Origin of the sequence: Brevundimonas sp. (assembly GCF_036677305.1) — a bacterium.
Taxonomy (GTDB): domain Bacteria; phylum Pseudomonadota; class Alphaproteobacteria; order Caulobacterales; family Caulobacteraceae; genus Brevundimonas.
This window is the reverse complement of record NZ_JAKFEB010000091.1, coordinates 1-19,832: the sequence shown is the minus strand read 5'-3', so window position 1 is coordinate 19,832 and position 19,832 is coordinate 1. Positions and strand designations below refer to the sequence as shown.

General features: G+C 69.1%; 21 protein-coding genes. 11 read left to right on the top strand and 10 right to left on the bottom strand.

Annotated features, from left to right (window positions below):
• The first annotated feature begins 94 nt into the window (after nucleotides 1-94).
• The gene (locus V6M42_RS05600; protein WP_332677711.1) at nucleotides 95-658 is read left to right on the top strand and encodes a TMEM165/GDT1 family protein; all 564 of its coding nucleotides are present in this window, start codon (nucleotides 95-97) and stop codon (nucleotides 656-658) included.
• 47 nt (nucleotides 659-705) lie between these two features.
• On the top strand, nucleotides 706-1,062 hold the full coding sequence (locus V6M42_RS05595; protein WP_332677709.1) for a VanZ family protein: 357 nt from the start codon (nucleotides 706-708) through the stop codon (nucleotides 1,060-1,062).
• On the opposite strand, the gene V6M42_RS05590 is transcribed toward V6M42_RS05595, so the two are convergent.
• Both V6M42_RS05590 and V6M42_RS05585 read right to left on the bottom strand, forming a co-directional pair.
• Nucleotides 1,041-1,847, bottom strand: a complete 807-nt coding sequence (locus V6M42_RS05590) for a metallophosphoesterase family protein (RefSeq protein WP_332677707.1) — start codon at nucleotides 1,845-1,847, stop codon at nucleotides 1,041-1,043. The genes V6M42_RS05595 and V6M42_RS05590 overlap by 22 nt on opposite strands.
• Nucleotides 1,831-2,610 (bottom strand): hypothetical protein, encoded by a 780-nt coding sequence (locus tag V6M42_RS05585; protein ID WP_332659194.1) that lies wholly within the window; start codon nucleotides 2,608-2,610, stop codon nucleotides 1,831-1,833. The genes V6M42_RS05590 and V6M42_RS05585 overlap by 17 nt, the downstream gene beginning before the upstream one ends.
• Before the next feature lie 161 nt (nucleotides 2,611-2,771).
• Here V6M42_RS05585 and V6M42_RS05580 point away from each other — a divergent pair, with 161 nt between their 5' ends.
• Nucleotides 2,772-4,934: a response regulator gene (locus V6M42_RS05580; protein WP_332677705.1), complete on the top strand. Its 2,163-nt coding sequence runs from the start codon at nucleotides 2,772-2,774 to the stop codon at nucleotides 4,932-4,934.
• On the opposite strand, the gene V6M42_RS05575 is transcribed toward V6M42_RS05580, so the two are convergent.
• Complete coding sequence (locus V6M42_RS05575) at nucleotides 4,931-5,581, bottom strand: glutathione S-transferase family protein (protein WP_332677703.1); 651 nt, start codon at nucleotides 5,579-5,581, stop codon at nucleotides 4,931-4,933. The genes V6M42_RS05580 and V6M42_RS05575 overlap by 4 nt on opposite strands.
• A gap of 248 nt (nucleotides 5,582-5,829) precedes the next feature.
• Here V6M42_RS05575 and V6M42_RS05570 point away from each other — a divergent pair, with 248 nt between their 5' ends.
• Nucleotides 5,830-6,885, top strand: a complete 1,056-nt coding sequence (locus V6M42_RS05570) for a ribonucleotide-diphosphate reductase subunit beta (protein WP_332659199.1) — start codon at nucleotides 5,830-5,832, stop codon at nucleotides 6,883-6,885.
• A 4-nt stretch (nucleotides 6,886-6,889) separates the two neighbouring features.
• A complete protein-coding gene (locus V6M42_RS05565; RefSeq protein ID WP_332677713.1) occupies nucleotides 6,890-7,918 on the top strand; it encodes an oxidoreductase in 1,029 nt (342 codons plus the stop codon).
• 3 nt (nucleotides 7,919-7,921) lie between these two features.
• On the opposite strand, the gene V6M42_RS05560 is transcribed toward V6M42_RS05565, so the two are convergent.
• From V6M42_RS05560 to V6M42_RS05535, 6 genes are all read right to left on the bottom strand, one after another.
• The gene (locus tag V6M42_RS05560) at nucleotides 7,922-8,713 is read right to left on the bottom strand and encodes an energy transducer TonB (RefSeq protein WP_332659200.1); all 792 of its coding nucleotides are present in this window, start codon (nucleotides 8,711-8,713) and stop codon (nucleotides 7,922-7,924) included.
• A 91-nt stretch (nucleotides 8,714-8,804) separates the two neighbouring features.
• Complete coding sequence (locus V6M42_RS05555) at nucleotides 8,805-9,563, bottom strand: molybdopterin-dependent oxidoreductase (protein WP_332677701.1); 759 nt, start codon at nucleotides 9,561-9,563, stop codon at nucleotides 8,805-8,807.
• The gene (locus V6M42_RS05550; protein WP_332677699.1) at nucleotides 9,560-10,378 is read right to left on the bottom strand and encodes a cytochrome b/b6 domain-containing protein; all 819 of its coding nucleotides are present in this window, start codon (nucleotides 10,376-10,378) and stop codon (nucleotides 9,560-9,562) included. The genes V6M42_RS05555 and V6M42_RS05550 overlap by 4 nt, the downstream gene beginning before the upstream one ends.
• 72 nt (nucleotides 10,379-10,450) lie before the next feature.
• Nucleotides 10,451-10,930 carry a hypothetical protein gene (locus V6M42_RS05545; protein ID WP_332659203.1) on the bottom strand — a complete coding sequence of 160 codons (480 nt, stop codon included), beginning with the start codon at nucleotides 10,928-10,930 and terminating at the stop codon, nucleotides 10,451-10,453.
• Nucleotides 10,931-11,030: 100 nt separating this feature from the next.
• Nucleotides 11,031-12,494, bottom strand: a complete 1,464-nt coding sequence (locus V6M42_RS05540; protein WP_332677697.1) for a sensor histidine kinase — start codon at nucleotides 12,492-12,494, stop codon at nucleotides 11,031-11,033.
• 40 nt (nucleotides 12,495-12,534) lie between these two features.
• On the bottom strand, nucleotides 12,535-13,257 hold the full coding sequence (locus tag V6M42_RS05535) for a TVP38/TMEM64 family protein (RefSeq protein WP_332677695.1): 723 nt from the start codon (nucleotides 13,255-13,257) through the stop codon (nucleotides 12,535-12,537).
• 119 nt (nucleotides 13,258-13,376) lie between these two features.
• Here V6M42_RS05535 and rpmH point away from each other — a divergent pair, with 119 nt between their 5' ends.
• Genes rpmH through V6M42_RS05510 form a run of 5 tightly spaced genes read left to right on the top strand, consistent with a single transcriptional unit; the run spans nucleotide 13,377 to nucleotide 17,396 of the window.
• Nucleotides 13,377-13,511, top strand: coding sequence for a 50S ribosomal protein L34 (gene rpmH, locus V6M42_RS05530; protein WP_003164000.1), 135 nt, complete (start codon nucleotides 13,377-13,379; stop codon nucleotides 13,509-13,511).
• 26 nt (nucleotides 13,512-13,537) lie between these two features.
• On the top strand, nucleotides 13,538-13,939 hold the full coding sequence (gene rnpA / locus V6M42_RS05525; RefSeq protein ID WP_332677693.1) for a ribonuclease P protein component: 402 nt from the start codon (nucleotides 13,538-13,540) through the stop codon (nucleotides 13,937-13,939).
• Between the two features lie 5 nt (nucleotides 13,940-13,944).
• A complete protein-coding gene (gene yidC / locus V6M42_RS05520) occupies nucleotides 13,945-15,744 on the top strand; it encodes a membrane protein insertase YidC (RefSeq protein ID WP_332659207.1) in 1,800 nt (599 codons plus the stop codon).
• 1 nt (nucleotide 15,745) lies between these two features.
• Nucleotides 15,746-16,387 (top strand): ribosome biogenesis GTP-binding protein YihA/YsxC, encoded by a 642-nt coding sequence (yihA, locus tag V6M42_RS05515; protein WP_332659208.1) that lies wholly within the window; start codon nucleotides 15,746-15,748, stop codon nucleotides 16,385-16,387.
• A gap of 40 nt (nucleotides 16,388-16,427) precedes the next feature.
• Nucleotides 16,428-17,396 (top strand): alpha/beta fold hydrolase, encoded by a 969-nt coding sequence (locus tag V6M42_RS05510; RefSeq protein WP_332677692.1) that lies wholly within the window; start codon nucleotides 16,428-16,430, stop codon nucleotides 17,394-17,396.
• On the opposite strand, the gene V6M42_RS05505 is transcribed toward V6M42_RS05510, so the two are convergent.
• On the bottom strand, nucleotides 17,393-18,379 hold the full coding sequence (locus tag V6M42_RS05505; protein ID WP_332659210.1) for an LLM class flavin-dependent oxidoreductase: 987 nt from the start codon (nucleotides 18,377-18,379) through the stop codon (nucleotides 17,393-17,395). The two genes, V6M42_RS05510 and V6M42_RS05505, sit on opposite strands and share 4 nt — an antisense overlap.
• Before the next feature lie 93 nt (nucleotides 18,380-18,472).
• Between V6M42_RS05505 and V6M42_RS05500 the strand changes: the two genes are divergently transcribed.
• Complete coding sequence (locus V6M42_RS05500; protein WP_332677691.1) at nucleotides 18,473-19,831, top strand: alpha/beta hydrolase family protein; 1,359 nt, start codon at nucleotides 18,473-18,475, stop codon at nucleotides 19,829-19,831.
• Nucleotide 19,832 lies beyond the last annotated feature (1 nt).

The window sequence follows — 19,832 nt, the reverse complement described above, 5'->3', positions numbered from 1 at the left end:
TGGCAAGACCGCTGGCTTCGCAGGGCGCCACCACGCGGGGGCCGGCTGCGAACGCCAATGGTCTGTCCGCCGAACCCCCGCGCATGAAGCTGAGTTGGAAGCCTTCCTGATTTCGACCGGCCTCGTCTCCATCGCGGAGATCGGGGACAAGACCATGCTGCTGGCCATCATGCTGGCGGCGACATGGCGGCGTCCGCTGCCCATCATCCTCGGCATCCTGGCGGCCACGGTGGCCAATCACGCCTTCGCGGCCCTCGCCGGGTCCGTGCTGGCGCGGTTCATGGACGCCGAATGGCTGCGCTGGGGCGTTGGCCTGGCCTTCATCGGCTTCGCCGCCTGGGCTCTCATCCCCGACCGGTTCGACGAGGAGCCGGACATGACCGAAAAGACCTTCGCCGGCGTTTTCTGGACCACCACCGCCGCCTTCTTCCTGATCGAGATGGGCGACAAGACCCAGGTCGCCACCGCCATGCTGGCGGCGCAGTTCCAGAGCCTGCCGCTGGTGGTCGCCGGTTCGACGCTGGGCATGATGCTGGTCAACGGCCCGGCGGTGCTGCTGGGCGAGGCCGCGGCCCGCAAGCTGCCTCTGACATGGATTCGCCTCGCCGCGGCTCTAGGGTTCGCCGCAACCGGGGTGTGGGTTCTGCTCGCGCACTGATAGAAGCCCGTTCCTCCCGCCGCCGAGTGTTCCCGACGATGAAGTTCATGATCCGCCTGACGGCGGTTGTCCTGCTGGTTGTCGTCGTCGGCTCGATGATTGGTCCGTTCCAGAACATCGAGGCCGCAAGTAACATCTGGGACAAGGCCGCGCACTTCGTCTCGTTCGGCCTCATCCTCTGGAGCATTGGCGTTCTGTGGCGCCGCCTTCCCCGCACCCTGGCCGCGCTGTCGGCGCTGGCGCTGGGCGGGGCGGTCGAGATCGTTCAGGGCATGGTCGGCCGCGACGCGAGCTGGGGCGACCTGCTGGCCGACGCCCTCGGCATCCTGGCGGCCCTGCTGCTCTGGGCGATCTGGCGGCGTTTCCAGCCGCGCACGGCGTTTCAGACCTCGAACACCCTGTAGGGCGTGTCGCCCAGGGTCCGCAGCACGGGCAGGGCGACGTTGTAGACCGGCACCCCCTTGTTGGTGCGGCCCTCCGGCGCGCCGCGGTGGGCGTGGCCGTGCACCACCAGGCTGATGTTGTCATAGCGGTCGATGGTCTCGCCCAGCCGCGACGAGCCGAGGAAGGCGTGGATCTCGGGCGGCTCGCCCATCACCGTGTCGACCACGGGCGAATAGTGCAGCAGCACCACCGACCGTTCGGTGCGCAGCATGCGGATCGAATTCTCGATGCCATTGGCGTCCTCGACCGCCTCCTGCACGAAGGCCTTGATGGAGGCCTCGCCGAACGGGCTCAGCATGTAGCGGCCGAAGCCGCCGATGAACCCCTTGCCGCCCGCGAAACCGACGCCCTCGATCTCATAGGCCTGGCCGGTCAGCATCTTGACCCCGGCGTCGCACAGCAGCTTCGTCACATGGTCGGGCTGTCCGCACTCGTGCTCGTGGTTTCCCAGCACGCCGACCATGGGGATCTTGCAGGCCCTGAGATCCTCCAGAAGGATCTCCACCTCGCGCGTCTTGCCGAAATTGGTCAGGTCGCCGCACAGGCACAGGACGTCGGCGTCCTCATGCACCCGGTCGAACAGTTCCCGGTGAGGGCGGTCGTGGGTTTCGCCGACGTGCAGGTCGCCGACGGCCGCGACGCGCAGCTTCTTCTTCGGCCCCGCCTCCATGCCCGGCTGCGGTGTTTGCGGGTCCCCGCCCGTGCTGGCGCTCTCCGCCGTGGAAGGATCAGTGGATGGGGTCATGGCGTTCCTCCAGCCCCTTGCCGACGATGTCGCCGAAGCCCCACTCCGAGATGTCCGAGATATAGTCGCGGGCGCTGAACAGCCGGCCGCGGCACACCTTCACGCGCGGCGCCGGCAGATCGACCTGGGCGCGCAGCCGCTCGGTCAGCTCATGCATCAGCCAGGCCGGGATGTTGTCCCGCTCGGTCGGATAGGCGAACCGGAAATTCAGCAGATGCGCCATCAGCACCTCCCAGTAGAGGTCCATCTGGTCCAGCAGGCTCTTCCAGTCGATGGCGGCCGACTGTTTGAGGATGATGTGGTTCACGTCCGCCCCGTCGTAGCGATAGCGGTCCTGGATGAAGACCTTGGACAGGATCAGGGCGGTGGGCGAGGTGATGGTGACCTTGTGGCCGTAGACCTCGATGGTGTCGGGCCCGAACCAGGCGTCGTTGACCGCGATCGTGCCGTTCGACATGGCGAAGATCACGTCGAAGAAATGCTTCTCGTCCTTCCAGACCTTGGCGATCCAGCGCTCGTCCTCGACGTCGGTGCGGTAGCCGCGGGCCTGGAAGAAGGCGAGGATGCGGGGGTAGTCGCCGGGCTTGCAGAAGACGTCCAGATCCTTGGTGGGCCGCTGGATGCCGGTATAGGCCGTCACCGCATAGGTGCCCGACAGCAGGAAGGGGATGCCGCTCTCCTTCAGCAGCCGCAGCGATTCCTCATAGAAGGCCACCGCCTCTTGCGGCGGATGGAAACTGGGGTCGGCGACGGTGTCTGACATGATCCGGCTCTCCATTCCCGGCCGGTGACGGCGCGGGTCTGGAAACGGCTCCGGTCGCCCCCCGGTTCCTGCGGCGGCCCCGCGTCGCGGATGAGACGGATTTGTTTACGCATTCACCCTAACGCTCCGGCTGTTCCAGTAAGGGGCCGGGGAGGCTCGGGTTGAAGGGTCGTTGGCGTTTATTCAGGCATGAAGCGGGCCGCGTCGCCGGTCCGCCCGCCTGGGCCTATGTGCTGCTGTTCGCCGGCTCGCAGCTGATCGGCCACTGGAGCGTGGCCACCTATGGCGCGGTCCTGATCTGGCTTTCCAACGGAATCATGGCGGCGGCCCTGCTGCAGCTGCACCGGCGGCCGGCGATCACGGTCGTGCTGGCCTGCTTCCTGATCAACCTGTTCAGCAACGCCATTCGCGGCGACGCCGGCATGCTGATGTGGCTCAACGCCGTGATGAACCTGGGCGAGGCGACCCTCGCCGCCCTGCTGGCGCGGCGCGTCTGCGGCGCCGCCCTGGACATGCGCCGCCCGCGGCGGCTGTTCGCCTTCGGTCTGTTCGCCGCCCTGCCCGCGGTCGCCGCGACGGCGGCCCTCGGCTACGGCGTCACCATGCTGATCCGCCAGACGCCGCTCACCGCCGCCGGCGCCTTCAACATCTATTCCTTCGTCATCGTCGAGCTGCTGGGCCTGTTGCTGGTGACCCCGGTGCTGCTGCTGATGGCCCGCGCCCACCGGTTCCATGGAACCACCCGCGCCCGCTGGCCCGAGGCGACCGCCCTGATCGCCGTCATGCTGGCCGTGACCGCCCTGACGTTCTGGCAGAACGATGCGCCCCTCGGCTTCCTGTGTTTCCTGCCGATGCTGCTGATCGCCCTGCGGCTGTCGCCGACCACGACGGCGATCGCCCTGATCGGCCTGACCGCCGTCAGCGGCGTCGCGACCATGACCGGACACGGTCCGGTCCATCTGACCCGCCTCATGGACCTGCCCGGCCTCGAAACAGTATCGCCGATGCTGCGCAGGCTGGGCGTCTACAATCTCTTCCTGCTGGCCATGGTGGTGACCGTGCTGCCGGTCTCGACGGTCATGACCGAGCGCCGCCGGCTCGAGGCGCGTCTGCGGGCCCGGACGGTCGCGGCCCAGGACGCCCGTCGCAAGGCCGAGGACGCCTCCGCCGCCCGCTCGCGCTTCCTGGCGATGATGAGTCACGAGATGCGCACGCCCCTGAACGGCGTCGCGGGCTTTGCCGACGTCCTGGCCAGCCGGCCGGGACTGGACGCCACCGCCTTGCGCCAGGCGCGCCAGATACGGGAGTCCAGCGACGGCCTGCTGATGCTGGTCGAGGACATTCTGGACTTCGCCCGCGGCGACGACGCCGTCTCGCCCGAGGCGCTGGATCTCGCCGCGGTGGCGCGCGAGGCGACCGCGCCCAGCCGGGCCGCGGTCGACGCCAAGGGGTTGAGCCTGACGATCGACGACCGTCTGCCGGCGAACGCGCGCTTCATGTGCGACCGCCGGGCGCTGCGCCAGACGCTTCATCCCATGATCGCCAATGCGGTCAAATTCACCGAACAGGGTGAGATAACCGTCCGTCTGGACCGGTCCCCCGACGGTGTCTGCATTCGCGTTTCGGACACCGGATCGGGCATCGAGCCGGCGCTGCTGCCCAGCCTGTTCGAGGCCTTCGCCCAGGGCGACGCCTCGATCCGCCGCAGCCACTGCGGCGCCGGCCTGGGTCTGGCCCTGGTGGCGCGCCACGTTCGCCGTCTGAACGGCGGCATCGACGTCGACAGCCGGCCGGGCGAGGGATCGACCTTCATCATCAACCTGCCGCTGCCGCGCGCCGCCGACGCGACGGCCGAAACGGAACGTCCCGCACCCGGGATCCGCGACGACGGAGCCGGCGAAACCGCCGCGGCGACGCCCCGCGTGCTGGTCGTCGACGACCATCCGGTCAACCGCGAAGTCGCCCGCATCATGCTCGAGGCCTTCGGCTGCGACGTGGTCGAGGTCTGCGACGGCCAGGACGCGATCGACGCCGTCGCCGCCCAGCCGTTCGATCTGGTCCTGATGGACGTGCGCATGCCGCTGATGGACGGTCTGGAGGCCACGCGCCGCATCCGGGCCCTGCCGGGACCCGAGCACGACATCGCCGTCGTGGCCATGACCGCCGACGCCATGCCCGAGGACGTGGCCCGCTGCCTCGCGTCCGGCATGAACGCCCACATGGCCAAGCCGATCAACCAGGCCGGCCTGCTGGCCGTCGTGAACCGCGCCCTGTCCGGCGACCTGCCGGACGCGCATGTCTCGGTCGACGCCGAGGCGGCCTAGCTCCCGTATTTTCCCGTCAGCGGGAAGCGCTCGGCCCAGAAGGCTTCAAGCTCCGGCAGGGCGTCGACGCGTCGCATGACGGCGCCCATGCGCGGCGCGACCTCGTGGAACCGCTTCCGGTGCGGGGTCCAGCGGCTGGCCACGGCGACATACAGATCAAGCACAGTCGGCTCGGGGCCCAGAAGGAAACGGTCGGGGACGATCTGGCTTTCCATCCTGCCCCAGCATTCCGCGATCCGTTCCGCCGTGCGCCCGAGGATGGTCTGCTGCGCCGCGGGGTCGTCGCCGCCCAGCCGGGACGGCTCGTCGCGGACCCAGTACATCGAATAGACCGACGCCGGGATGAAGGTCATCCAGCGCAGGAACTGGGCCCTCCGCGGGTCGCACGGCTCGGGCCCCAGCGCCGCCTCGGGATGCTGTTCCGCAAGCCAGATCAGGATGGCCGCGCTCTCGGTGACGGTCTCGCCTTCGGGCGTGATCAGGGCCGGGATCTGCCGCATCGGATTGACCGGGGCCACCTTGTCGCGCTCGGCCTCCCCCTCCCAGGTCACGGCCTCGATCACGCGATAGGGCGCGCCGATCAGGGTCAGGGCGGCCTCGACGGGGACCGAGCCGGAACCCGCGGCGCCGTAAACAGTGTAGGTCATGACGGCTCTCCTTCGACGGACCAGCCTACGCCGCGGCGACGCTTTCCGCGCCCGAGAGTTCCCGCAGCAGCCATAGACCGGCCTTGGGCTTGTCCCCAGCCGCATCCCCAACTGCCTGTCCCGGGAACACCACATCTAGCGGTCGCGGAAAAAGTGATCGCAATATAGCCGCAATTCGGCTTGGCGCCGGCCCCGTCCGACCGCATGGTGATCCCACCCTCGGATTCGCCGACCAGAGCCCAGTACCCATGAACGCGCACGTCTCGATCAAAACGCCCAAGGGGGGCGCGACCCCCGGCCTGCTCACGCCGTCGGCGGCCTACAAGCCGTTCCGCTACCCGTGGGCCTTCGACATGTGGAAGAAGCAGCAGCAGGTCCACTGGATGCCCGAAGAGGTGCCGCTGGGCGAGGACATGAAGGACTGGGCGGTCAATCTGACGCCGTCCGAGCGCAACCTGCTGACCCAGATCTTCCGCTTCTTCACCCAGGCCGACATCGAGGTGCAGGACAACTACATGGAAAAATACGGTCGGGTGTTCAAACCGACCGAGGTCAAGATGATGCTGGCGTCCTTCGCCAACATGGAGACCATCCACATCGCGGCCTACGCCCTTCTGCTCGAGACCATCGGCATGCCCGAGAGCGAGTTCGGCGCCTTCATGGAATACGAGGCCATGCGCGACAAGCATGACTTCATGGGCCGGTTCGGGGTCGAGACCAACGCCGACATCGCCCGGACGCTGGCCATGTTCGGCGGCTTCTCGGAGGGGCTGCAGCTGTTCGCCTCGTTCGCGATGCTGATGAATTTCCCGCGCCAGAACAAGATGAAGGGCATGGGCCAGATCGTCAGCTGGTCGGTCCGCGACGAGAGCCTGCACTGCGAAGGCATCATCAAGCTGTACCACGCCTTCAACAAGGAGACGGGCGCCGTCACGCCCGAGGTCGCCGCCGACATCGTCGACTGCTGCAAGACGGTGGTCGAGATGGAGGACCGCTTCATCGACCTGGCCTTCGAGATGGGCCCCGTGAACGGCATGACGCCGGACGACATCAAACAGTACATCCGCTTCATCGCCGACTGGCGCCTGCGCCAGCTGCACCTGCCGGAAGTCTACGGCGTCAAGGAAAACCCGCTGCCCTGGCTGCAGTCGCTGCTGTCGGGCGTCGAACACGCCAACTTCTTCGAGGCCCGCGCCACCGAATACTCCAAGGCCGCCACCACCGGCGCCTGGCACGGGGCCGAAGGGGTCTGGGGCAGCTTCGACGCCATGATGAAGAAGCGGGCCGAGGGCGCGGAGGCCTGAGCCCCTGGGCCGGCCGCTGAACGTCGCCGTCGTCGGCTTCGGCAACGCCGGCCGGACCTTCCATGCGCCGCTGGTCGCGGCCGAGCCCGGCCTGACGCTGCATACGATCGTCAGCAGCCGGCCGGCCGACGTCGCCGCCGTCTGGCCCGGAGTCCGGGTCGCGCCGTCGCTCGAAGCCGTGCTGGCCGATCCCGCGATCGACCTTGTTGTGCTCGCCACGCCCGACGCCCTGCATGCGGCCCAGGCCGAGGCGGCGCTGAACGCGGGCAAGGCGGTGGTGGTCGACAAGCCCTTCGCCCTGACCCACGCCGACGCGGCCCGGGCCGTGAGCCTGGCGCGGTCAAAGGGCCTGCTGCTGTCGGTCTTTCACAACCGCCGCTGGGACGCCGACTTCCTGGCCCTGAAGGCCGCGATCGCGAGCGGTCGGCTGGGTCGGATCGTCACCGTCGAGACCCGCTTCGACCGCCACCGTCCCGTCGTCCGCGACCGGTGGCGCGAGGGGCCGGGGGGCGGCGTCTGGCTGGATCTGGGTCCGCACCTGATCGACCAGATGCTGGTCCTGTTCGGCCGCCCGTCGGGCGTGACCTGCGATCTGTCGATCCAGCGCGAAGGCGGCCTGAGTCCCGACCGGGCGCGGGCGACCCTGCGATACGCCGAGGGCCTGCGGGTCGAACTGAACGCCGCCATGGTCATCGCCGCGCCCGACGTCCGTTTCGCCGTCCATGGGACGGGGGGCAGCTGGCTCAAGTCGGGCCTCGACGTGCAGGAAGACCAGCTCAAGGCGGGGCAGCCGGTCGGCGCGCCCGGCTGGGGCGTCGATGCGGCCCCGGCGATCTTCGTCGACGGCGAGACCGGCGCCCGCGCCTCCGCGCCGGGCCCGGCGGGCGACTATCCCGCCTTCTATGCGGGGATCGCCGCCGCCCTGCGCGGCGAGGGCCCCAACCCCGTCCCGCCGGAGCAGGCGCTCGAGGTCATGGAGGTCATCGACGCGGGGCTGGAAAGCGACCGCCGGCGGGCAGAGGTTCTGCTGTAAAAGTCAGGGCGCCGCCGCTGGCGCGGGTTCCGGCGCCGTCTGGGAGCAGTCGAACTCGGCGCAATAGAGCTGTTTCAACCGCTTGGCGGAATCGATGTTCATCTGGAACCAGGCGTCACTGGCCCGGATCTCCCGGTCGTCCGGCACGTCGGGCGGCTCTGCCCCCGCCATGGCGTCGGCCAGCTGTTCGGCCGTGAGCAGGCGAGCAAGCATGATCGCCCCGCCCTGCTTCTCCTGCTCCAGCAGGTCGGCCTTGACCGCGAGTACGATCGTCCGAACGCGCGGTTCCTGGGCCGGATCAACATCCAGGTTCATGGTCTCGAATGATTGGCCGTCGTCCCGGACCTTCCAGGATTCCAGCTGTTCCACGAAGAGGCGGGCGTTGGCCAGGTGTTCGGGCGTCGGTTCCGGATCGGTCCACGGCAGCGGCGCTTCGTCCTCCCCCATGCGGAAGCGGATGGTGAATTGAACCGTGCCCGGGACCGTCGTGTTGTCCAGAGGAGCTTGGCTCACCCGGAACAGCGAAGCCAGCGAAAGGCCCGCCCGATCAAAGCCCAGACCCGCCGGGCGGGCTGCCACGACCCGGCAAAGCGACGGGACGCCGTCAGGCGACACCCCGCACCTCAGGGTCACATGGCCGTCCAGCCCGGCCATGGCAGCGAATGTCGGATAGGCTTCGCTCATGGCCGCTGCGTCGGGCTTGGCGGTCCACTCGGGATCGACCCGTTCCTGCGCGCCGGCGGTCGCCGCGATCAGCATCGTGGAAAGGGCCAGAACGCCCGCAAATCGGATCAACAGAATTCCCCCTCACGTTCGTCAACGGTCGTGTCCCGGCCGTGATCGCGGATCGAGGATCCATCGTCGTCGGGGCCACGGTCGTTGTCGATCAGATTCCCGCGAACCACTCATAGCCGCGGTCTTCCCAGTATCCGCCCTTGCCCCCGCCGATGTGACCGAAGCTTTCCACCGCCTCGATCCGACGGATGTATTTGGCGTGTTTGTAGCCGATCTGCCGCTCGACCCTGAGCCTCAGGGGCGCGCCGTGCGGGACGGGCAGGGCCTCGCCGTTCATGCCGTACGCCAGGATCGTCTGGGGGTGGCGGGCGTCGACCAGGTCGATGCTCTCATAATAGCGCGCCCCGTCCTCGCGCTGATCCAGGGCGTCGAAACAGTGGAAGACGATGTATTTCGCCCCGGGCTTCAGGCCCGCCTCGTCGAGCAGGGTTTCCAGCCGCACCCCCGTCCATTCGGCGATCGAGGTCCAGCCCTCGACGCAATCATGCTTGGTGATCTGGGACTGCGCCGGGCGCGCGCGCAGTTCGGCCAGGCTCAGCGACAACGGCCGCTCCACCAGCCCGTCGATGACCAGCCGGTAGTCGGCGAAGCCGCCGGCCTTCAGCGCCACATAGTCGGCCGCCGCCGGGTCGATCGAGCCATTGGCCCGGAAGTCCGGCGAAATCTCCGCCCGGCTGTAGGTCGGGGCCAAGGCGTCGCGCGGGATCAGCAGCCGCTGGGCCCGCCGGGTCAGGCCCTCGCCCATTCGCCGCGCCTGTTCGGCCAGGCTGAGCCCGGCCCGGTCACAGGCGGACAGAAAGGCCGTCGCGGCGGCGGCCACGGCGCCGGTCAGCCAGCGGCGGCGGTTCATGAGGCGTCTCCCGCATCCGTCCGGCGGCGGAGCTTCGGCCCGGCCGTGGAGCCGGGCGGCTGGATCACGAACCAGCCGGTGATCATCGACCGCATGTTGTTGACCGGCCCCGTCCAGATCACCAGTCCGACGTGGACGACGATGAAGCCGACGATGAGCGCCGCCGCGATGAAATGCAGCGTCCTCGCCGACTGCCGCCCGCCCATGATCTCCAGCAGGATTCCGCCCACCGCATTGAAGCCCGGCGACATCGACAGACCGGTGACCAGCATCATCGGCAGGACCAGAAGGATCATCGCCGCATAGGCCAGTTTCTGGATCACATTGTAGGCGCGGGCGTGATCGTCAGCGGGGAAGCGGAACCGGGCGTGCTCGGCCACGGAGGCGCCGAACCCCTTCAGCTCCCTCCCTGTCGGCCAGATGCGCCGGGCGAACCGGCCGCCCAGCAGGCTCCAGACCAGATAGACGAGGCCGTTGGCGACGAAGATCCAGGCGAACAGGAAGTGATAGTTGCGCGCCTCCGCCAGGTTGCGCCCCTGCGGGATCAGCAGCTGGTCCGGCAGCGGCGGGATGCTGACCCACGGATCGGCGAAGGTCGACCGCACGCCCCAGTACAGGTGCGGATGGGCCAGCAGGATGTTCAGCCCGCTCATGATCAGAACCACCACCGCCGCCACGTTCAGCCAGTGGCTGATCCGCACCAGCGGCGGGTGGCGGTAGGTGTCGGTCCGCCCGCCCGGCAGAGGACGGTCGGCGCGCCGGTCAGGGGCGCGTCCGGCGTCATCCAGGGGCGGATCCGCGGCGGTGTCGGTCATGGTCCCTCCGGCGCGAGGCGAGCGCCCGGAGGGAAACTACGACGAAGCGGGCCGAAAGGTTACAGCCGGGCCTCAGTATTTTGCCGGCGGAGTGGTGACGCAGACGCGTCGGGCCCGCTCGCACGCCGCGACCTCGGCCTCCCAGGCCGCATGGGCCCGTTCATAGGCCGCGCGGGCGGCGTTGGAGGCGGCCAGGTCCGCTTCATACTGGGCGCGCTGGGTTTCGAGGCGGGCGGTTTCCGCGCGCCATTGGGCGCTCTCCCGCTCATAGGTCGCGGCGCCCTCGGCTTCCGCGCGTTCGGCGGCGGCGTTGCGGGCGGCGATCCCGGCGTTCAGCCGGATCGTCTCGGCGACCTCTGCCGGGTCCTGTTCCGCGTCCGGGGCGGCGCTGTAGCTTTCGCCGCGCTGGCGCAGCCATTCCTCCGATCCGGCGGGAGCGGTCGAAGTCCGGACCTTGCCGGAGACGGCGGCCTGGGGCGCGGTGGTCTGGGCCAGCACCGGGGCGGCGGCGAGCAGAAGGGCGCCGACGGCGGCGAGGGTGAAGCGGGTCATGGAAGGCTCCTTGGGAGAGTCAAAGCGTTGCCGTGAAGCTGGGCGGTTTCGCGGCGGTCCGCCACACATAACGCCGGTCGCGCGATTTGGCGCCGCACGGTTAATGCGGCAGGCGCAGTTCGAACGTGGTGCCGGTCGGCCCGGTCTCCACCAGCGTCAGCTCGCCGCCATGGCTGGCCGCCAGTTCGCGGGAAATCGCCAGACCCAGGCCGGCTCCGTCCGAGGCGCGGCCGCTGACGAAGGGCTCGAACAGGCTTTCGGAGAGGCGGGGCGGAATGCCCGGCCCGTCGTCGGCGATCCGGATCACGCAATCGCCGCCGTCGCCCGAGGCGCTCACCCGCACCACGCCCTTTCGGCCGGTCCGCCGCGTGGCGTCGCCTTCGATGGCCTGACGGGCGTTGCGCATCAGATTGACGAGGATGCGGTGCAGCTGGTCGGGATCGGCGTGGACGGCGAAGCGGGCGGGCAGGGTCCGGGTCAGGCGCACGCCCTCGGCGGTCAGGCCCGCGTCCTCGGCCGCCGCCGCGATGGCGGGGGACAGGGCGATGCGGACCCGCTGCGGCGGCGGCTCCTCGCTCTTGCCGTACTCCAGCACGTTGCGCGACAGGGCGGCGGCGCGGCCCAGCGCCCGCTCCAGCCGCGGCAGGACCCTGGCCACCTCGGGATCGGGGGAGTCGGCCAGGCGCTCGGATGCAAGCTGGGCCGAGGTCAGCATGTTGCGCAGGTCGTGGTTGATCTTGGCGACCGCCTCGCCCAGCGCCACCAGCCGGGCGCGGGAGCGCAGCGAAACCCGCACCTCCTCCTGCATCCGCGCCAGCTCCCGCTCGACCCGGCCGATCTCGTCATGCCGGTCGCTGGGCGGATCGCCGGCGGCTTCCGGGTCGAGGGCGAAATGCTCGATGGAGCGGGTCACCCGCCGCAGGGGCTGCAGCACCAGGAAGGCCAGGCCGCCGTACAGCAGTCCCCCCGCCACCAGCGAGATCAGCAGGGACATCAGCAGGCTGTTGAGCAGGAAGGCGCGCAATTCCTGCTTCAGCGGCTGGGCCGGAGCGAGAATCTCGATGAAGTCGCCCGAGCGGTAGCGCGGCCGCGCCTGCACCCGGATCGAGCGGTCGGGGTGGCCGAACAGGGTGCGCCAGGGGTCCATGGTCCGGGCGACGGGCCGGCGTTGGCGAAGGTCGATCAGGTCGGGCGTGCGCGGCAGGTTGGGGGCCTGCAGCAGCAGCCGCCGCACGCCCTGGTCGCCGACGACCACGGCCTGCACCCCGCCGATGGCCAGAAGCTGTTCGGCCGTGTCGTCCTCGACGGCGGAATAGGGCAGGGCCTCGACCCCGACCGAGGCCAGTTCCGCCGACTGCAGCCGGTCCAGCAGCCAGCGCTCGTGGAAGCTGGCCGCGCTGGGGGCGATGATCAGGATCTCGACCACGACGGTGAAGACGAAGGTCAGCAGCAGCAGCCGCCAGGCCAGGGCGTCCGGCGCGTGGAATTTCAGCCGTTCACGCCAGTCGGCGGGCATGCGCAGGGCCTGCCGGGCGTCGCTGAGCAGGGGCCGGAAACGGTTCATGCGCCGCTTAACGCAAAGCTGGGTTCAAAAGCTGCGCCGTTCATGCCGAAACCTTGCGGCCGAGCGCCTTCTGCAGCCCCTTGAGACCGAACGGCAGGATCACCGCCAGAACGAAGACGCCCGCCATCGGGGCCCAGAACTGGCCGAACAGGGCCTGGAAATCCGGATTGGGGTTGGTCATGAGCAGTTCGTTCAACCGCGCGCCGATCCAGCAATAGATGATGTGGGCCGGCAAGAGGCCGATCACCGTCGCGATCGTATAGGGTCCCAGCCGCACCGCCATGATCCCCGCCGCAATATTGATCATGTGGAAGGGCACCACCACCGCCAGGCGCGAGGCCAGCACATACCAGAAGGTGTCCCGGTCGATGGCGTCGCACACCTTCTTCATCAAGCCGAGGTCGCGTGCGGCCTTGCGCCTCAACGCCTCGCCAAGCGCCGACCGGGCGACGGCATAGACGATCAGGGCCCCCGCCGTGGCGGCGATCGAGGTCGAAATCCCGCCGACCCACGGCCCGAACAGATAGCCGGCGGTGATGGTGACGAAGAAGACGCCGGGCACCACGCTGGCCGTCAGGACGGCGAAAACGGCCATCAGGATCAGCAGGCACAGGATGTAGTTGGCGTCCTTGAAGGCGTGGAAATCCGCGCCGTGATCGCGGATGGTGTCCAGGGACAGATAGCGGTTCCAGCCCATGGCGAAGATCAGGGCGATGACGCCGGCCAGTACGATCAGAGGCGCAAAGCGTTTGAACCGGTTCATTCTCTCTCCGCCGAAGGGCCGTTGGCGTTGACAGTTCAGGCCCTGCCGCTTATACGCCCGCCCTTCCCGCGACGGACGTCTTTCCGTCGCCCCTCTGTATTCAGTCCCAGGAGCCGAACGTGAAGCGGACCTATCAGCCGTCGCGACTCGTGCGCAAGCGCCGTCACGGCTTCCGTTCGCGGATGGCCACCAAGAACGGACAGAAGATTGTTGCGCGTCGTCGCGCCAAGGGCCGCAAGCGCCTGACGGCCTAAGTCGTCCGGCGCCTGTGCTCGGGCGCATGGCCGAACTCTTCAAAATCGAACGCATGACTTCGCGGCCCCAGTTTCTGGCGGCCGCGAAGGGCGTTTCAGAGGCCCGCGGCGCCGTGGTCGTGCAGCGGCTGGACCGCGGCGACGACAGGCCGGTGGTGAGGCTGGGCTTCACCGCCACGCGCAAGGTCGGCAACGCCGTCGTCCGCAACCGCGCCAAACGCCGTCTGAAAGAGGCGGCCCGGGCCATGGCCCCCCTGTTGGCGGTCCCCGGCAGCGACTATGTGTTCGTGGCCCGAGCGGGCACGGCCGACCGTCCCTGGGACCGTTTGCTTGACGATGTGAAATCGGCGCTTACAAGGCTCGCGACCCCGCGGCCGGCGCCAAAGACTGCGCCCACGACGCCCGCAAACGCCGGCCAGGATTCCTGATCTCCATGCCTCCTCAAGACAACAGCCGAAACACGATCCTCTTTGTCGTGATCGCCGGCATCATGCTGCTGGCCTACAGCTATTTCGTGATGGAGCCGCAGGCCCAGCGCCGGAAGGCCGCCCAGGAGGCCGCCGTCGCCGAGCAGACGGCCGGCGCGCCGATCACCGCGCCGTCGCCCAGCGCCGCCATCTTCACCACCGACCGCACCATCGCCCTCGCGCGCGGCGGGGCCCGGGTGCCGATCAAGACCGACACGGTCACCGGCTCGCTGTCGCTGCGCGGCGCGCGGATCGATGATCTGTTCCTGACCCGCTACCAGGAGACGATGGACGCCGGTTCGCCGGCCGTCGAACTGTTCCGCCCCGAGGGCATGCGTCACGCCTACCAGGCCCAGTTCGGCTGGAACGGCCCCAACGTCCCCGGCGGCGTGCCCGGTCCGCAGACGCCCTGGCGCCTGACCGAGGGCGCGACCCTGACGCCGACCACCCCCGTCACCCTGACCTGGGACAACGGCGCGGGCCTGCGCTTCACGCGCCGCATCGCCATCGACGCCCAGTATCTGTTCACGGTCACCGACACCGTCGCCAACTTCAGCGCCCAGCCCATCGCCATCGCGCCCTGGGGCCGGATCGAGCGCCAGGGCGTGCCCGGCACCCTCGGCACCAACCAGATCCTGCATGAGGGCGGCATCGGCACCTTCGGCTCGGACGGAAAATACACGACCCAGCAGCTCAAATACAAAGGCTGGGCCAAGAAGCCGGTGCAGGAGCACACGTCCACCGGCGGCTGGATGGGCATCACCGACAAATACTGGCTGGCCGCCCTGATCCCGCAGCAGGACGAGCGCATCCAGGCCGCCTTCCGCGTCACCGACGCCGCCCACGCCGACATCCACTCGGCCACCATGCTGGGCGAGACGCACACCATCGCCCCGGGCCGCCAGATCACCGAGACCCAGCGCCTGTTCGCCGGCGCCAAGCGCAACGAGATCCTCTCGGCCTATGAGAAGGACCTCGGCCTGCCGCGCTTCATCTATGCGATCGACTGGGGCTTCCTGTTCTTCCTGACCCGCCCGATCTTCCTGCTGATCGAATTCTTCTACGGCATCCTCGGCAATTTCGGCCTGGCCATCCTGTGCCTGACCCTGACCGTCCGCCTGATCATGTTCCCGCTGGCCAACAAGAGCTACGAGAGCATGTCCAAGATGCGGACCCTCCAGCCGAAGATGGAGGAGCTGAAGAAGAAGCACCCCGACGATCCGGCCGCCCAGCAGAAGGAGCTGATGGCGCTGTATCAGAAGGAGAAGATCAATCCGCTGGCGGGCTGTCTGCCGCTGCTGCTGCAAATTCCGGTCTTCTACGCCGTCTACAAGATGCTGTTCGTGACCATCGAGATGCGGCACGCGCCCTTCTTCGGCTGGATCCGCGACCTGTCGGCGGCCGACCCCTCGACCATCTGGAACCTGTTCGGCCTGATTCCGTGGGACCCGGCGTCGACTCCGCTGATCGGCGCCTATCTGACCGGCACCTTCGCGCTCAGCATCCTGGCCATCTTCTACGGCCTGACCATGTGGCTGCAGATGGCCATGAGCCCGCCCGCGCCGGATCCGATGCAGCGCAAGATCTTCGCCTTCATGCCGGTGGTCTTCACCTTCATCATGGCCACCTTCCCGGCCGGCCTGCTGATCTACTGGGCCTGGTCCAACATCCTGACCATCATCCAGCAGTATGTGATCATGCACCGGCTGAAGGCCGAGAACCCGATCGACACCTTCATCGAGCGGCTGAAGAAGGCGAAGGCCTGAGTTGGACGAGTTCACCCCCGAGGAACTGGAGCAGGGGCGCATCCTGTTCGCGCGCCCCGCGACCTTCGTCATGGGGTGCGCCAAGATCGAGCAGCTGCCCGATCCCGACCTGCCCGAGGTCGCCTTCGCGGGCCGTTCCAACGTCGGCAAGTCCAGCCTGATCAACGGCCTGGTCGGCATGCACAAGCTGGCCCGGGCCTCGAACGAGCCGGGCCGCACGCGCGAGGTCAATTTCTTCGACCTGGACGGCAAGATGCGTCTGGTCGACCTGCCCGGCTACGGCTGGGCCAAGGCGTCCAAATCGACGGTGAAGAAATTCCAGGATCTGGGCCGCGACTATCTGCGCGGGCGGGTCACGCTGAAGCGGGTCTATCTGCTGATCGATTCCCGCCACGGCCTGAAGAAGGTCGACGACGAGGCGCTGGACGCCCTGGATCTGGCCGCCGTCAGCTACCAGATCGTCCTGACCAAGGCCGACAAGCTGAAGAAGGGCGAGGCCGAAAAGGTCCAGGCCGCAACGCTGAAGGCCATCTCCAAACGCCCCGCGGCCTATCCGGCCGTGATCGTCACCTCCGCGGAGAAGGGCGACGGCATGCCTGAACTTCGCGCCGAGATCATGCGGACGACGGGCGCGGAGCTCTAGCGCACTTGCAGCCCGCGCCCGCGAGTGGTCCGGTGCCCGGATGCAATCGCGCGCCATCCAGACAGACGGCCTGAACCAGCAAATCCTCGAGGCCGGTTCCGGCCCGCTGGTCCTGCTCATCCACGGCTTCCCCGAACTGGGGATCAGCTGGCGCGCGCAGGTCGAGGCCCTGGCCGCGGCGGGCTTCCACGCCGTCGCGCCGGACATGCGCGGCTATGGTTCAACCGGGAAACCGAACGACGTCGCGGACTACTCCATCCTGCATCTCGTCGGCGACATGGTCGATCTGGTCCGAGCGCTGGGCGAAACCTCGTGCGTGGTCGTCGGCCACGACTGGGGCGCGCCGGTGGCCTGGCATTGCGCCCTGACCCGGCCCGACATGTTCCGCGCCGTCTTCGGCCTGTCGGTCCCGTTCCAGCCGCGCCGGCCCAAGGGTCCGCCGACGGCGGCAATGGCCGCGATCTCGAAACGGCTCGGCCTGGGCGACCTATACATCAGCCGCTTCCAGGCCCCCGACGCCCACGCCGTCTTCGACGCCGACCCGGCGGCCGCCCTGCGCAAGATGTTCTTCGCCTATGACGGCGCCACCCCCGACGGCCGGCAGTCCACGGGCTTCATCCCCGAGGGCCAGAGCTTCATCTCCACCGTGCCCGACGACGCGCCCCTGCCGCCGTGGATGAGCCCGGAGCATTTCGCCGAATACGTCGACGCCTTCTCGGCCGGCGGCTTCAAGGGGCCGCTCGACTGGTACCGCAACCTCGACCGCAACTGGTCGCTGACCGCCCATCTGCAGGACGCACGGATCGGCGTGCCCGCCGCCTTCGTCGTGGGGGAGCGCGACCCCGTCCGCCACTATGCGGGCCCGCATGAGGCGGGGCTGAAGGATCTGGCGACCGATCTGCGGATGCAGGTCGTGATCCCGGGCGCGGGCCACTGGATCCAGCAGGAACGGGCCGAGGAGGTGAACCGGCTCCTGCTTGAGTTCCTCCGGATGCCCGGCGTGGCCTAAAGCCCCGCCACCGCTTCGGCCGTGATCTCGAGGCTGCGGATACGGTCTTCAAGATCGAACACCATGCCGGTGACCATCACCTCATCGACGCCCGTCTGCCCGGCGAAGGCTGACAGCTTCGCGCGCACCGTCTCGCGCCCCCCGATGGCGGCGTAGGTCAGCCGGCTCTGCACGGCCGCCATCTGGCGCGCGTCGAGCACGGCGGTGATGTCGTCCACCGGCGGCTTGACCCGCCCCGGCTTGCCCGTGACCACGGCGGCGAAGGCCTGCTGCATCGAGGTCGACAGCCGCTCCGCCGCCGCATCGGATTCGGCGGCGAAGACGTTGATCGCCGCCATCGAATACGGCTCGGCCAGCGCCTTCGACGGCCGGAACCCCGCGCGATAGGTCTCCAGCGCCTGCATCAGCAGCTCGGGCGCGAAATGGCTGGCGAAGGCGAAGGGCAGGCCCAGATGCGCCGCCAGTTCGGCGCTGAACAGGCTGGAGCCCAGCAGCCAGATCGGAACCTTCGATCCCGCGCCGGGCCAGGCGGTGACGCGCTGGCCCTCCACCGGATCGTCGAGGAAGGCCTGCAACTCCATCACGTCGCGCGGGAACTGGTCGGCGGCCTCGAAATAGCGGCGCAGCGCGCGGGCCGTCTCGCCGTCGGTGCCCGGCGCCCGGCCGAGGCCGAGGTCGATCCGGCCCGGATACAGGGCCTCCAGGGTGCCGAACTGTTCGGCGATCACCAGCGGCGCGTGGTTGGGCAGCATGACCCCGCCCGAGCCGACGCGGATCCGTTCGGTCGCGCCGGCGATCTGGCCGATCACCACGGCGGTCGCGGCGCTGGCGATGCCGGGCATGTTGTGGTGTTCGGCCACCCAGAAGCGCTTGAACCCCAGCCGGTCGGCGGCCTGGGCGAAGGCGGTGGTTTCCAGCAGCGCCCGGCGGGCGTCGCCGCCCTCGACGATGGGCGACAGGTCGAGAACGGAGAATGCGGTCATGACCGCCAGATCGGTGTCGGCGGGTTGCGATTCAAGACCCGCATATTGGCCGCGCGTCTCGCCCGGCCTATCCTGACCGCGGAGGGCTGACCCATGATCCTGACATCGATGATCGCCGTGGCGGCGTTGCAGGCGGCCGCTGCGCCGCAGCTGGCGGGACAGTGGGAGGGCGTCCTCTCCGTCGGCGGACAGAGCCTGCGCATCGTGCTGCGGGTCGACCCGACCGGAGCCGCCGTCGTCGACAGTCCCGACCAGGGCGCCAACGGCATCCCGGCGGACGGGCCGACGCTGGAGGGCGGGGTGGTCCGTTTCTCGGTCCCGGCCGTGCGCGCATCGTTCGAAGGCGCCCTGTCCGCCGACGGAGGAACCATCACCGGCGCCCTGACCCAGGGTCCCGCCGCCATGCCTGTGGTTCTGACCCGCACCGCGGACGTCGTCTCGGTCGCCGGCCCTTCGCGGCCCCAGACGCCGGTCGCGCCCTTCCCCTATCGCAGCGAGGACGTGACCTTCCCCAACGCCGTGGCCGGGATCACCCTCGCCGGAACCCTGACCCTGCCGACCGGCGACGGGCCCTTCCCGGCGGCGATCCTGATCACCGGCTCGGGCGCCCAGGACCGCGACGAGACCATCTTCAATCACAAGCCCTTCCTCGTCTGGGCCGACGCCCTGACCCGGCGCGGCGTCGCCGTGCTGCGCTATGACGACCGCGGCGTCGGCGGATCGGGCGGAGGGGCCGCCGCCGACACCACCGCCGACTTCGCCACCGACGCGGCGGCCGCCATGGCCTGGCTGCGGACCCGCCCCGAGATCGACGCCCGCGGCATCGGCCTGATCGGCCACAGCGAGGGCGGGCTCATCGCCCCCATGGTCGCGGAGGGCGGCGGCGAGCCGGCCTGGATCGTCATGCTGGCCGGAACCTCGGTCAACGGCGGCGACATACTGGTCGAACAGCAGCGCCGCCTCGCCACCGCCGCAGGCCTGCCGGCCGCACAGGTGGAGACCGGCAACGCCAGTCAACGCGCCCTCATGGACGCCGTCGCCCGCAACAAGGATGACGCCGCCGCCGCCGAGAGGGAAACCGTGGCCCTGCTGACGGCGGGAGGCATGGCGGAGGCCCAGGCGAAGCAGGTCGTGCGCCCGATCGTTTCGGCCTGGTACCGCTGGTTCGTCGCCCACGATCCGGCGCCGGCGCTTGCCGCCGTTCACGTTCCGCTGCTGGCGCTCTACGGCGGCAAGGATCTTCAGGTCCCGGCCGACCAGAATGCGCCGGTCCTCGCCCGGGTCCAGCCGGCGGCCGAGATCGTCATCCTGCCGGACCTCAACCACCTCATGCAGACCGCCGAAACCGGCGCGCCCTCCGAGTATGGGACGATCGAGGAGACCATAGCCCCGGAGGCGCTGAAGACGGTCGTGGACTGGGTAGCCGCGCGATCGGGCTTGCCGCCGCAATAGG

Excerpts from the sequence above, each read along its gene's own strand:
- V6M42_RS05575 (WP_332677703.1), bottom strand. The coding sequence starts at position 5,581 with ATGACCTACACTGTTTACGGCGCCGCGGGTTCCGGCTCGGTCCCCGTC.
- V6M42_RS05595 (WP_332677709.1), top strand. The coding sequence starts at position 706 with ATGATCCGCCTGACGGCGGTTGTCCTGCTGGTTGTCGTCGTCGGCTCG.
- V6M42_RS05505 (WP_332659210.1), bottom strand. The coding sequence starts at position 18,379 with ATGACCGCATTCTCCGTTCTCGACCTGTCGCCCATCGTCGAGGGCGGC.
- V6M42_RS05535 (WP_332677695.1), bottom strand. The coding sequence starts at position 13,257 with ATGAACCGGTTCAAACGCTTTGCGCCTCTGATCGTACTGGCCGGCGTC.
- V6M42_RS05500 (WP_332677691.1), top strand. The coding sequence starts at position 18,473 with ATGATCCTGACATCGATGATCGCCGTGGCGGCGTTGCAGGCGGCCGCT.
- V6M42_RS05550 (WP_332677699.1), bottom strand. The coding sequence starts at position 10,378 with ATGACCGACACCGCCGCGGATCCGCCCCTGGATGACGCCGGACGCGCC.
- V6M42_RS05510 (WP_332677692.1), top strand. The coding sequence starts at position 16,428 with ATGCAATCGCGCGCCATCCAGACAGACGGCCTGAACCAGCAAATCCTC.
- yidC (WP_332659207.1), top strand. The coding sequence starts at position 13,945 with ATGCCTCCTCAAGACAACAGCCGAAACACGATCCTCTTTGTCGTGATC.
- V6M42_RS05555 (WP_332677701.1), bottom strand. The coding sequence starts at position 9,563 with ATGAACCGCCGCCGCTGGCTGACCGGCGCCGTGGCCGCCGCCGCGACG.
- V6M42_RS05545 (WP_332659203.1), bottom strand. The coding sequence starts at position 10,930 with ATGACCCGCTTCACCCTCGCCGCCGTCGGCGCCCTTCTGCTCGCCGCC.
- V6M42_RS05590 (WP_332677707.1), bottom strand. The coding sequence starts at position 1,847 with ATGACCCCATCCACTGATCCTTCCACGGCGGAGAGCGCCAGCACGGGC.
- V6M42_RS05570 (WP_332659199.1), top strand. The coding sequence starts at position 5,830 with ATGAACGCGCACGTCTCGATCAAAACGCCCAAGGGGGGCGCGACCCCC.
- rnpA (WP_332677693.1), top strand. The coding sequence starts at position 13,538 with ATGGCCGAACTCTTCAAAATCGAACGCATGACTTCGCGGCCCCAGTTT.
- V6M42_RS05585 (WP_332659194.1), bottom strand. The coding sequence starts at position 2,610 with ATGTCAGACACCGTCGCCGACCCCAGTTTCCATCCGCCGCAAGAGGCG.
- V6M42_RS05540 (WP_332677697.1), bottom strand. The coding sequence starts at position 12,494 with ATGAACCGTTTCCGGCCCCTGCTCAGCGACGCCCGGCAGGCCCTGCGC.